Source organism: Geminicoccaceae bacterium (genome assembly GCA_020638465.1).
In the GTDB taxonomy this organism is placed as follows: Bacteria; Pseudomonadota; Alphaproteobacteria; order Geminicoccales; family Geminicoccaceae; genus JAGREO01.
Window position 1 is genome coordinate 152729 of the sequence record JACKIM010000002.1, and the last position, 11581, is coordinate 164309.

Genomic DNA, 11581 nt, shown 5'->3' on the forward strand with positions numbered 1-11581 from the left:
CCTGAGCCGCGAGGGGAGGCTCAGGCCCCGTTCCCGTGCGGGCGGAGGATGTGGGCGTGGGCGGCGTGATAGAGGGCGCTGTCGCGGAAGGTTTCGCTGGTCAGCGCGGGACCGGCGAGGATCAGGGCGGTACGGGTGATCTTCGCCTCCCGGACCCTTTCCCGGATGGTGGACAGGGTACCGTGGATGAAAACCTGGTCGGGCCAGCCGACGCGGCAGGCGACGATGACGGGGCAGTCGGGGCCGTAATGCGGTGCGAGCTTTCGTTCGATCTCGCGCAGGTTGCGGATGGAGAGGTGGATGACGAGGGTGGCGCCGGAACGGGCGAGGGTGTCGAGGTCCTCGCCGGGCGGCATGGCTGAGGCCTTCATGGCGGTGCGGGTGAGGATGACGGTCTGGGCGACTTCGGGGATGGTGAGTTCGAGGCCCAGCACGGCGGCGGCGGCGGAAAAGGCGGTGACGCCGGGGGTGATGTCGAACGGGATGTCCAGTTCGCGCAGGCGGCGGATCTGCTCGGCGATGGCGCCGTAGAGCGAGGGGTCACCGGAATGGACGCGGGCGATATCCTCGCCCTGGGCATGGGCGCCGCGGATCTCCTCGATGATGGCATCCAGCGTGAGCGGGGCGGTGTCGATGATGCGGGCGCCCGCCGGGGCGAGGGCGACAATGGCATCGGGCACGAGCGAGCCGGCATAGAGGCAGACGGGACATTCGCGGATGAGGCGCTGACCCCTGACGGTGATGAGGTCGGGATCGCCGGGGCCGGCGCCGATGAAATGGACGGTCATGTGGGGGATCCTGTGGGAGGCGTGCCGGGACGGCGGTCGCCGTAGCCGCGCGGGGTGTAGAAGACAGGGCCGGTGCCGCGTCGGTAGAGGCGGCTTTGCGAGGAGCCGACGAGCACGGTCGTGAGCATGTCGATTTCATCCACCTGAAGTTGGTGGAGACGGCGGTAGCGGATGGTCTCGTCCGTCCGTCCGATGTGGCTGGCGAGCATGACGGGCGTGTCGGCGGGACGGTGCTGGAGGAGGATGTCGCGGGCGCGGGCGAGCTGGGTGCGGCGGCGCATGGAGACGGGGTTATAGAAGGCGATGACGAAATCGCCGGTTGCGGCGGCCTCGATGCGGTGCTCGATGGTGGGCCACGGGGTCATCAGGTCGGAGAGCGAGATGGCGCAGAAATCGTGGCCGAGCGGTGCGCCGGCACGGGCTGCGGCTCCCTGCAGGGCGGAGATGCCGGGGGCGGAGATGACCTCCACGCGCCGCGCGGCGTCGCTCAGCGAGGATGGGGCGCGGTCGAGCAGTTCGTGGACGAGGGCGCCCATGGCGTAGATGCCGGCATCGCCGGAGCAGACGAGGGCGACGTCGAAGCCTTCGCCTGCGCGTTCGAGGGCGAAGCGGCAGCGTTCGGTCTCCTCGCCCAGCGGGAAACGGTGTTGCGGCTTGCCGCGCGCCAGCGGTCCCAGCAGGTCGAGATAGAGGCCGTAGCCGACGAGTTCGTCGCTGCCGGCCACCAGCCGCGAGGCTTCGGGGGTGCGCCATGCGGCCTGTCCGGGGCCGATGCCGACGAGGCGCACGGAGCCCGGCTTGCGGCCGGCTGGGTGCAGGATGGGGGCATCGCCGATGGCGAGTGCGCAGGTGGCGCGGGCGGTCTTGCGCTTGTCCACCTTCAGGCGGGCCGTCGGGCCGGTAGTGGCCAGTGCGGCGGCCTCGGCGACGCCATGACAGCCGATCTCGGCAAAGACGACGCCGGAAGGGTTGGCGAGGCGGGGAGTGAAGGTTTCCAGTTCTTCTGCCGTGAAAAGGCGGAGCGGCAGGCCGAGCCGTCGGGCGAGGGCGAGGACGGCCGGCTCGTCGGCCTTGAGGTCGACTGTCGCCACGACGGCGATGGATGCGGATGCAAGATTGGCTTCTGTAAGGGTCTGTTCCACAAGCGAGAACAGTTCGTCGGGTGGACAGTCACGGGCGCAGCCGACGCCGATGGCCACCCTTTTCGGATGGTAGACAAGATGCATCGGACCGCCTTCCCGGCGTTCCAGCGTTCCTTCGAGAGTGACATGCCCGGCACGTGGAATATCGCTCCAGGGAGGTTGTTCCCCCTTGAGAACAGCCCCGCCATCACGCAACATGGATGCTGCGGCAGATTTCGCATCCTGTGGATTGGCCAGGGCCCACCCCTCGGGCGGCTCGTCCAGCGCGATGCCGAAGACGGTATCGCCGGCGGTGGTGACCGCGGCGGTGCCGCCCAGTTGCCGCGCGATGTCGCGAGCCATGCGGTTGGCACCGCGATGACCGCCCAGCAGCGGGACGACGTGGCTCCCGTCCTCGCTCACGGCGATCACCGGCGGCTCGTCGTGCTTGCTTGCAAGCAGCGGAGCGACGGCGCGGATGAGGATGCCGGCGGCACAGAGCCCGACGATCGGCCGTCCGGCGGCGAACAGTGCGGAACAGTGGGCCATCATGTCGTCGAAGGTGACGTCGGCGGCCTCGACCCGGCCAGCCAGGCCGTGCAGCTCGTGGCCGAGCATGCGGGCCGTCTGCGCGCCGCCACGGGTGAGTGCCAGGACCGCGGGCCTTAGCTCAGCCATGGGTCGTTTCCCTTGTACAGCAGCAACATGGAAAAATAGGGCGGATCGTCGGGAGCGTCGGCGAGGGTGGCGAGCTCCTGCGTGGGCAGCGAGGCATGGGCGGCATAGGCCGTGCGCCCGGCCAGCCCGAGCCGTTCGAGGATTTTCCTCACCTTGGGCATGTGTCGCCCGAGCTTCATGATGGCCACCGCCTGGGCATCGGTGATGCGCCGTTCGAGCTCCTCTTCGTCGAGCGTGGCGGGAATCACCGTCAGCACGTCATTGCGGCCGGAAATCGGGCGCTGGAGGGCGGCGGCGACGGCCATGACCGAGGAGACGCCCGGCACGATCTCACAACGGTGACGGGGCGAGAGCTTGTTGAAGAGATACATGAACGAGCCGTAGAAGAACGGGTCGCCCTCGCACAGGACGACGACATCCTCGCCATGGTCGAGGACCCGGTCGATCTCGTGCGCGGCCTCCGCGTAGACGTCCTGCGCGGGGAAACGCTCCGCGCGCATGGGCACGATCATCGGGATCTCGCGCGCATCGGCGGCGATGGCCCCGGCCACGATGGAACGGGCGAAGCTGCGTCCCGAATCGGGCGCCGGATAGGCGATGATGCGGGCCCGTTCGATCAGCCGCCATGCCTTGCGGGTCACCAGTTCGGGATCGCCGGGGCCGACGCCGACGCCGTAAAGGGTTCCACTCACGATCGTTCAAGGCTCCACTGGGTGACGGGCATCAGGGGGCGCCAGCCATGCATCGAGCCGACCGGTTCGGCGCGGGCCACCGACAGGCGCATCAGTTCACCGCCGGATCGACTGTGAAAATCAAGCAGGATGGCTTCGCTCTCCAGCGTCACGGCATGCGCGACAAGGCGTCCATGCGGCTTCAGGACGCGAAGGGCGTGGTCGATGGTGGCCGGACCCAGTCCTCCGCCAATGAAGACGGAATCCGGTGCGGGAAGGTCTTCAAGCCCGTCAGGCGCGTGAGAATCACGCAGGTCGAGCCGGGGCGTGCCCAGCGCCAGGGCATTGCGTGCGGCGAGCGCGCGCCGGTCGGCCCGCGGTTCGAGACCGATGGCCCGGGCATCGGGAGCGCCGCGCATCCATTCGATGGCCACCGAACCGCAGCCGCAGCCGATATCCCAGAGCAGGGCACCCCGCCGCGGGGCCAGCTTGGCCAGGGCGATGGCGCGCAGCTCGCGCTTGGTCATCCTGCCGTCATGGGCGAATGCCTCGTCCGGCAGGCCGCCATGGCGGGGAAACCAGCGTCGTCCCTCGTCCAGCCGGCATTCGATGGCCAGCACATGGAAATCCGGCACGTCATGGGCGAAATCGCAGGCAGGTCCGTCGAACCGCCGCTCGTCGCTTCCGCCCAGATGGGCCAGCGCGGTCATGCGGCTCCGGCCGAAACCCCGCTCGGTCAGCAGGCCCGCCACCAGTCCCGGCGTCGTGTGGTCGCGGGTCAGCGCTATGATACGGGCCCCGGGTTGCAGGCAGGGAATGATGTGCTCCACAGGGCGGCCGTGCAGGGTCAGGGTATCGAGGTCAGCCAGCGACCAGCCCATGCGGCAGGCGGCGTACTGGAAGGCGGAAAGCTGGGGATGGAAGGTGATCGCCTCCGGTCCGAGCGCGCGGACGATGCGCGCGCCCACCGAGAACCACAGGGGATCGCCGGTGACGAGGATGACCGCGCGCCGGCCGCGAAAGCCGCGGATGGTCTCGATCATCGCATCGAAGGGCGAGGGCCAGCTCAGGCGTTCGGCGCGGATGTCCGGCGACAGGTCGTGATGGCGGTCGCCGCCGAGGATGACCTCGGCGTTCTCCAGCAGGGTGCGGGCGGCAGGCGAAAGGCTGTCCACGCCGCTCTCGCCGATGCCGATGATGTCGAGCCAGGGCGTGTTCATGAGGCTTGCTTCAGGCTGGCGGCGAGCGCGTTGATGGCGGCGGCGGCCATGGCGGAGCCACCACGGCGACCGAGAAGCGTGAGATACGCGCATCCGCGGGAATTGCACGCGAGAGCGGCCTTGGACTCTGCCGCTCCGACGAATCCCACCGGAAGGCCGATGATGACTTCCGGCGAAGGCCAGCCGTCGTCGATCAGTTCCAGAAGATGGAACAATGCCGTCGGGGCATTCCCAATGACGACGACAGCCCCCGCGAGGTGGTCATGCCAGCTCTCGACGGCCGCTGCCGAACGGGTATTGCCGATCCGCTCGGCCTTCTCTTCGAGGAGAGGGTCGCGAATGCCGCAATGGATCCGGCTGGCGGCCGGCAACAGGGACGGAATGATGCCATATTCCACCATGTGCGCATCGCACAGGATCGTCGCGCCCGCCGTCAGGGCGACCGATGCCCGCTCGACGAGATCGTCCGAAAAGCGGAGATCGTCGACGAGATCGGTCATTCCGCAGGCGTGCATCATGCGGATGGCCACCGGTTGCAGCGAGGACGGCAGGCCGTCGAGCCGGGCCTCGCCGCGGATCGTCGCGAAGGACTGGCGATAGATGTTCCGCGGATCGCGTTCATAGGCGAACGGCATCATTCCGCTCCAAACGACTTTCTCCCCTTGCTGCCGAGGACGCTCTTCGGTCCGAGGGGATGATCGGCATGCGGGTAGGGAGCGTGATGGTGGTCATGCGCATGGTGGTGATGCCCGTGGCCGCCGTCCCCGTGATGGTGATGATCGCCATGGTGGTGGTGATGCCCGTGGTCGCCGTCCCCATGATGGTGATGATCGCCGCCATGGTGATGATCCGTCAGGCGGCAGGCGCCGGTGCAGAACGTGTCGCACAGCTCGCAGGTCTCGACCGTGCAACCGGGCGCGGCCGCACCCTGTCCCTCGACATGATGGTGGTGGCTTTCCTGCGGTGCGCCGACCTCGGCTTCGAAGCCCAGCATCCGGGTCCGGTACTTGCACATCGCGCAGTTCATGGCGTTGTTGCCATCGAGGATCTCGTGCACGCGTTCGACGAAGGTGTCGATCACCAGCGGATGGTCGTTGAGATAGCCCGCCTTGACGAACTGCAGTTCGGGATGGTCGGCCGCGACCATGCTGGTGAAACCGTAGATGCGGTCGATCAGCACGCCGGTGAAAAGAAAGTAGGGAAACACGATGATCCGCCGGTAGCCGAGCATGGTCACCCGTTGCAGGCAGGGTTCGACCAGCGGGAAGGTGACGCCGGAAAAGCCCGTTTCGCACCAGCCGAAGCCCATGCCTTCCCACAACATGCGCGCCATCTTGGCGACGTTGGAATTGGCATCGGGGTCCGAGGCGCCGCGGCCGATGACGACGAGGCAGGTCTCGGAGAGCGGCAGCTCGCCATGTTCGGCATTGCCGCGTTCCACCGCCTCTCGCACCCTGGCGCCGGCGGCCTCCAGCATCTTCAGGTCGACGGCCAGCTCGCGGCCGTAATCGATGCGCAGGCCGTGGGTGGCAGCATAGGTGTTGAGCACCGATGGAATGTCGTTCTTGGCGTGGCCGGCGGCGAACAGCATGCCGGGTATGGCCAGGATGCGCTCGCAACCCTGCTCGCGCAACCTGTCGAGACCGTCGCGGATGACGGGATTGGCAAATTCGAGATAGCCGTGTTCCACCGGCCAGTCGGGCAGGCGCCCGCGCAGGGCCGCCGCCACTTGCGCGAATTCCTCGACAGCCGCGTTCGAACGCGAGCCGTGGCCGCAGACCATGACGCCGATCTTGCCCATGAGACGCTCTCCTCCGCCGGAAACACGATGTCGCGGGACGACGGGGCGAATGTCGTGCGACATGATGCGGGAAAGCGCCGCGGGCACCTGGATGGCTCCGGCCCGCGTCCCCTGCATGGGTCGACGGCATGGCTGGAACCGTTCAGCCCGGCAAGCGGGCACCATCCGGTCATCGCCTCGACACTAGACGTTTCCGTCCGTCCGTGCCACCCGTGCGCGGCAGACTCTGTCGGCACCGCGACGCGGCGGCCATGGGATGACGGCGGGAACGCCGGAAGGCGGGTGATGAGGGCAAGGTTGATCGTTTGCGACACGTGCCGCTATTCGGCGGAGGAGAAGCTGTCCCCCGACGGTCTGACCGGAGGCGGGATCCTCGCCGGGCATATCGAGGCTCTGGCAGGCTCCGGCGGCAGTATCGCCGTCTTCCGCCATTCCTGCCTGATGGGCTGCGAGCATGCCTGCAATGTCGCCTTGAGCCAGAAGGGGAAATTCACCTATGTGCTGGGCGGTTTCAGGCCGGATACCGAAGCGGCGGAGGCGATCGTGGACTTTGCCCGCAAATATGCGGCGAGCGGGTCTGGCCAGGTGCCCTACCGGACATGGCCGCAGGGAGTGAAGGGACATTTCATCTCGCGGGTGCCGGACCTGTCGGGCGAGGACGTCCCGACCGGCGGCGGAGGCGTCGGGTGATGCTGCGTTTCCGGCGAACGGCGTTCGTCATCGGCGGCGCACGGTCCGGCAAGAGCCGTTTCGCGCAGGAGCTGGTGGAGGCGCGGCCCGGCCGCTGGGTCTATCTGGCCACGGCCGATCGGCGTGACGACGGCGAGATGCTCGACCGTATTGCCGCGCATCGCGCCGGCCGGGGCGAGCGCTGGCGGACCGTCGAGGAGCCGCTTGCTTTGGCGGACGCGCTGCTGCGGGCGGCCGGCGACGAGGTGGTGCTGGTGGATTGCCTGACGCTGTGGCTGTCCAACCTCATGGAGCGCGGCCGTGCGGTGGAGGATGCCACGCGCGCCCTGGCCGATGCCATCGCCCGCAGCCGGGCAGCCCTCGTTCTCGTCAGCAACGAGGTCGGGCAGGGAATCGTTCCGGTCAATCCGCTGGCAAGGCGTTTTCGCGACGATGCGGGACGCCTCCACCAAAGCGTTGCCGCCGTTGTCGACGATGTCTTCCTCGTGACGGCGGGCCTGCCGTTGCGCCTGAAACCCGCAAGAGATGATGACTGATGTCCCAGCCCGTACGTGCCACGGCTCATGCCGACGCCTATGCTGCCGCCCGCGCTCGGCAGAACCAACTGACGAAGCCGCCGGGGGCGCTCGGGCGGCTGGAGGACCTTGCCTGCTGGCTGGCGGGCTGGCAGGGGCGGGAGAAGCCCTCCCTGGACCGGATCGTCGCCCTTGTCTTCGCCGGCAACCATGGTGTGTGCGAGCGCGGTGTCGCGCCTTTCCCGCAAGCGGTGACGGCGCAGATGGTCGCCAATTTCGAGGCGGGTGGAGCGGCGATCAACCAGCTCTGCAGGACCTATGGCGCCGATCTGCAGGTCATTCCGCTCGAACTCGACCGGCCCACGGGCGACATCTCGCGCGGTCCCGCCATGACGGCGGACGAATGCGCCCGGGCCATGCAGGCCGGTGCCGATGCGGTGCCGGGCAGTGCGGACCTGCTGCTGCTGGGCGAGATGGGCATCGGCAACACCACCATCGGTGCGGCGCTGGCCGCGGCCCTGCTGGGCGGAGCCGGCAGGGACTGGGTCGGGCCCGGAACGGGGCTCGACGACGCCGGGGTCCGCCGGAAGGCTTCCGTTGTCGACGAGGCTTTGGCGCTCCACCGCGATCACCTGGGCGATCCGCAGGAGGTGCTGCGACGGCTGGGCGGACGCGAGCAGGCGGCGATGACAGGGGCCATTCTCGAAGCCCGCCGGCGGTCGATCCCGGTGATGCTGGACGGTTTCATCTGCTGTGCCTCGGCCCTTGTCGCGCTGCGCATGGACGAGCGCGGGCTCGACCATTGCCAGGTCGCGCACCGTTCGGGCGAGCCCGGTCATGCGCGGATGGTGGAGGCCATGGGGTTCGCTCCGATCCTCGATCTGGGCATGAGGCTGGGCGAGGGCAGCGGTGCTGCGATGGCGCTCGGTGTTCTCCGGGGAGCCGTCGCCTGCCACAACGGCATGGCGACCTTCGCCGATGCGGGCGTGGCCGGGCAGGGCTGACCGGTGTGGGCCGAACTGCGTCTGGCGTGGATGCTGCTGACGCGATTGCCGGCGGGTCGTGGCGAGGTCCGGGTGATGCCGGCGGCATCGGTCTGGGCCTTCCCGCTGGTCGGCCTGGCGGTGGGGGCGATCGCTGTCCTGTGCATGCTGGCGGCGGCGCTGTTCCTGCCGGTTTCCACAGCGCTGCTGCTGGCAATGATCGCCGGCCTGCTGGTGACGGGAGCACTGCACGAGGACGGGCTCGCCGACCTTGCCGACGGCTTCGGCGGCGGTCGGGACCGCGAGGCGAAGCTCGCCATCATGCGCGACAGCCGGATCGGCAGCTATGGCGTGCTGGCACTCGTCATGGCGATGGCCCTGCGCTTCGTCCTGCTGGCCGGCCTCGAACCGGCGATGCTGGTGCGCGGTTGGATTGTCGCTGCGGCGGTCAGCCGTGCGGCCATGGTGGGGCTGCTGTGGCGCATGAAGCCCGCGCGCGCCGACGGTCTCGGCCGCAGTGTCGAGGCACCGACGGCCGGGCGGGTGATGGCGGCGGTCGCGATTGCCATGGCCGCTGCCTTGCTCCTGATGGGAATTGGCGGATTGATCATGGGTATTTTCGCCGTATTTGGCGTGTCTTTCATGCGTCTATGGGCAAATCGCCAGATAGGCGGCTATACGGGTGATGTCCTGGGGGCAACGCAGGTGATAACCGAGCTGGCCGCGCTGGCGGCAGCCGTGGCATGGACAGGTGGCCGATGAGTGTGACCCTCGCCCTGCTGCTCGACGCGCTGATCGGCGATCCTCCGGCCCTGTGGCAGCGCCTGCCGCATCCCGTCGTGCTCGTCGGTCGGCTGATCGCGATGTTCGAGGCCCGCTTCAACCGGCGAAATCGCCGGGAAGGTGTCATTCTCCTGTCGTTGCTGGTCGCCGGAGCGGGATTGATCGGCCTGGGCATCGAGTGGCTGCCCGGCGGCAATGTCCTGTCGTTGCTCGCGGCTGTCATCATGCTGGCCCATGGGAGCCTGTTGCAGCATGTCCGCGCGGTGTCTGATGGTCTGGACAGCAGTCTGGAGGAGGGGCGGCAGGCCGTGGCCCGGATCGTCGGCCGCGATGTCCGGGGGCTGGACGAGCCCGGCGTGGTGCGTGCGGCGGTGGAATCGGCGGCGGAAAACTTCAGCGACGGGGTGGTGGCTCCGGCCTTCTGGTACGCCGTGCTGGGGCTGCCGGGCATTCTCATCTACAAGGCGGTCAACACGGCCGATTCGATGGTCGGCCACAGGAACGAGCGCTACGAGGCGTTCGGTTGGGCGTCAGCGCGTTTCGACGACCTTCTCAATGCCGTTCCGGCGCGACTGGCGGCGGTGCTGATCGCGGGCTTCGACGGCCGCGCCCACCAGATCGTCCGGCGCGATGCGGGACTGCACAAGAGCCCCAGCGCCGGCTGGCCGGAGGCGGCGATGGCCGCCCGGCTGGGATTGTCCCTTGCCGGGCCGCGGAGCTACCATGGACGGATGTCAGCCGATCCCTGGATCCTGCCCGAAGGACGCCGTGACGGCCGTTCACGGGACATCCGCCGGGCCTGCAGCGTCCTGCGGCAGGCCTTCGCGTTCCTGCTGATGCTGGCGTTGCTCAGCGATGTCGTGCGATGGTGAGGATCATCTCCACATCGAGATGATGAGCAATATGACCGGCCAGCGCGTCGAGGGTCGCGTCGACTGTGGCGTCGAAGTCGAGTGGGACTGTGGCTCTTGTGCCACGTTCTTGTCCGGTACGCCATTGTCCAAGGAAATGGGCGCGGAATGCATCATCCACGAACAGGCCGTGGAGATAGGTGCCGATCACGCGGCCATCGCGTGAAACCGCACCGTCGGTTGCGTCTCCAATCTTGAGGAACGGTCGCGCACGGTCGGGGCCGTCGCCGTGGCCCATGTGGATCTCGTACCCCCGTACGTCCAGACCCGAACCGAGGTGACGGGCGGCGGTGCGGCGCACGGTCTTGTCGCCTTCGAGAACAGTCTCGATATCGAGAAGTCCCAGACCGTCGACAGTCTCTGGTGGTCCCTCGATGCCATGAGGGTCGGAAATTCGGCGACCGAGCATCTGGTAACCGCCACACAATCCGAGAATGCTGCCACCGCGCCGGTAGTGCGCGAGGATGTCGATGTCCCACCCCTGTCGGCGAAGGTCCCGCAGGTCGGAAATGGTCGATTTGGAGCCGGGCAGGATGACGAGATCGACATCGCCCGGCAATGGCCACCCGGGTTCGACGATCGCCAGATCGACATCCTCTTCCATGCGCAACGGGTCCAGATCGTCGAAATTCGCGATCCGGCCGATACGCGGCACCGCGACACGGATGGTGCCGGTCTCGCGCCTCGACGAGGCAAGGCCCAGGGCATCCTCGGCGGGGAGAAGGTTGGCACGGTCGAACCATGGCAGGATGCCGATGTTCTCCCAGCCGGTTCGTTCCTCGATGAGATGAAGGGCCGGAGTGAAGAGTTCGGCGTGACCGCGAAACTTGTTGATGATGAATCCTCTGATCCTGGCGGCATCCGCCTCGTCGAGAAGGGCGCGGGTACCCACGAGGGTGGCGATGACTCCCCCCCGGTCGATGTCACCTGCGATCAGGACAGGAATATCCGCGGCCTGGGCAAATCCCATATTGGCGATATCTCCGGCGCGGAGATTGACCTCGGCCGGACTGCCGGCACCCTCGACAATGACCAGATCGGCATCGTTCCCGATCAGGCTGAAACTCTCCAGCGCCCGCTCCAGCAGCTCCGGCTTCGCCATGACAAAGTCGCGGGCGTGCATCCGGCCCCGCCGCCGGCCCTGCACCACGACCTGCGACCCCTGGTCGGACTCCGGCTTGAGCAGGACCGGATTCATGTGCACCGACGCCGGAACCCGCGCCGCACGGGCCTGCAACGCCTGCGCGCGACCGATTTCACCGGGCTGCGAATCCTCGCTCACGGCGGCATTGTTGGACATGTTCTGCGGCTTGAACGGCCGCACGCGCAGGCCGGCATTGGCGAAGTGGCGGCACAGCCCGGCAACGATCAACGACTTGCCCGCATCCGAATGGGTACCCTGGATCATGATCGCAGGCGT

General features: G+C 67.9%; 12 protein-coding genes. 5 read left to right on the forward strand and 7 right to left on the reverse strand.

Features of this window, described 5'->3' with window-relative positions; genetic code table 11:
- Nucleotides 1–20 precede the first annotated feature (20 nt).
- From cobM to H6851_11165, 6 genes are read right to left on the reverse strand one after another with little or no spacing between them, the layout of a single operon-like run.
- The gene (gene cobM / locus H6851_11140; protein ID MCB9944157.1) at nucleotides 21–788 is read right to left on the reverse strand and encodes a precorrin-4 C(11)-methyltransferase; all 768 of its coding nucleotides are present in this window, start codon (nucleotides 786–788) and stop codon (nucleotides 21–23) included.
- Complete coding sequence (cobJ, locus tag H6851_11145) at nucleotides 785–2587, reverse strand: precorrin-3B C(17)-methyltransferase (protein MCB9944158.1); 1803 nt, start codon at nucleotides 2585–2587, stop codon at nucleotides 785–787. The genes cobM and cobJ overlap by 4 nt, the downstream gene beginning before the upstream one ends.
- Nucleotides 2575–3279 carry a precorrin-2 C(20)-methyltransferase gene (gene cobI, locus H6851_11150; protein ID MCB9944159.1) on the reverse strand — a complete coding sequence of 235 codons (705 nt, stop codon included), beginning with the start codon at nucleotides 3277–3279 and terminating at the stop codon, nucleotides 2575–2577. The genes cobJ and cobI overlap by 13 nt, the downstream gene beginning before the upstream one ends.
- Complete coding sequence (gene cbiE, locus H6851_11155; protein ID MCB9944160.1) at nucleotides 3276–4478, reverse strand: precorrin-6y C5,15-methyltransferase (decarboxylating) subunit CbiE; 1203 nt, start codon at nucleotides 4476–4478, stop codon at nucleotides 3276–3278. The genes cobI and cbiE overlap by 4 nt, the downstream gene beginning before the upstream one ends.
- Nucleotides 4475–5113, reverse strand: coding sequence for a precorrin-8X methylmutase (locus H6851_11160; GenBank protein ID MCB9944161.1), 639 nt, complete (start codon nucleotides 5111–5113; stop codon nucleotides 4475–4477). Before H6851_11160 ends, cbiE begins: the two co-directional genes overlap by 4 nt.
- Nucleotides 5113–6279 carry a sirohydrochlorin chelatase gene (locus H6851_11165; protein ID MCB9944162.1) on the reverse strand — a complete coding sequence of 389 codons (1167 nt, stop codon included), beginning with the start codon at nucleotides 6277–6279 and terminating at the stop codon, nucleotides 5113–5115. The genes H6851_11160 and H6851_11165 overlap by 1 nt, the downstream gene beginning before the upstream one ends.
- 285 nt (nucleotides 6280–6564) lie before the next feature.
- On the opposite strand from H6851_11165, the gene H6851_11170 reads away from it, so the two are divergent.
- Genes H6851_11170 through cobD form a run of 5 tightly spaced genes read left to right on the forward strand, consistent with a single transcriptional unit; the run spans nucleotide 6565 to nucleotide 10122 of the window.
- Nucleotides 6565–6969: a DUF1636 domain-containing protein gene (locus tag H6851_11170; protein ID MCB9944163.1), complete on the forward strand. Its 405-nt coding sequence runs from the start codon at nucleotides 6565–6567 to the stop codon at nucleotides 6967–6969.
- Nucleotides 6969–7505: a bifunctional adenosylcobinamide kinase/adenosylcobinamide-phosphate guanylyltransferase gene (gene cobU, locus H6851_11175; protein MCB9944164.1), complete on the forward strand. Its 537-nt coding sequence runs from the start codon at nucleotides 6969–6971 to the stop codon at nucleotides 7503–7505. The genes H6851_11170 and cobU overlap by 1 nt, the downstream gene beginning before the upstream one ends.
- Complete coding sequence (gene cobT / locus H6851_11180) at nucleotides 7505–8488, forward strand: nicotinate-nucleotide--dimethylbenzimidazole phosphoribosyltransferase (protein ID MCB9944165.1); 984 nt, start codon at nucleotides 7505–7507, stop codon at nucleotides 8486–8488. The genes cobU and cobT overlap by 1 nt, the downstream gene beginning before the upstream one ends.
- A gap of 30 nt (nucleotides 8489–8518) precedes the next feature.
- Nucleotides 8519–9229 carry an adenosylcobinamide-GDP ribazoletransferase gene (gene cobS / locus H6851_11185; protein ID MCB9944166.1) on the forward strand — a complete coding sequence of 237 codons (711 nt, stop codon included), beginning with the start codon at nucleotides 8519–8521 and terminating at the stop codon, nucleotides 9227–9229.
- Nucleotides 9226–10122, forward strand: a complete 897-nt coding sequence (gene cobD, locus H6851_11190; GenBank protein ID MCB9944167.1) for a cobalamin biosynthesis protein CobD — start codon at nucleotides 9226–9228, stop codon at nucleotides 10120–10122. The genes cobS and cobD overlap by 4 nt, the downstream gene beginning before the upstream one ends.
- On the opposite strand, the gene H6851_11195 is transcribed toward cobD, so the two are convergent.
- Nucleotides 10100–11569 (reverse strand): cobyric acid synthase, encoded by a 1470-nt coding sequence (locus tag H6851_11195; protein ID MCB9944168.1) that lies wholly within the window; start codon nucleotides 11567–11569, stop codon nucleotides 10100–10102. The genes cobD and H6851_11195 overlap by 23 nt on opposite strands.
- Nucleotides 11570–11581: the final 12 nt, after the last annotated feature.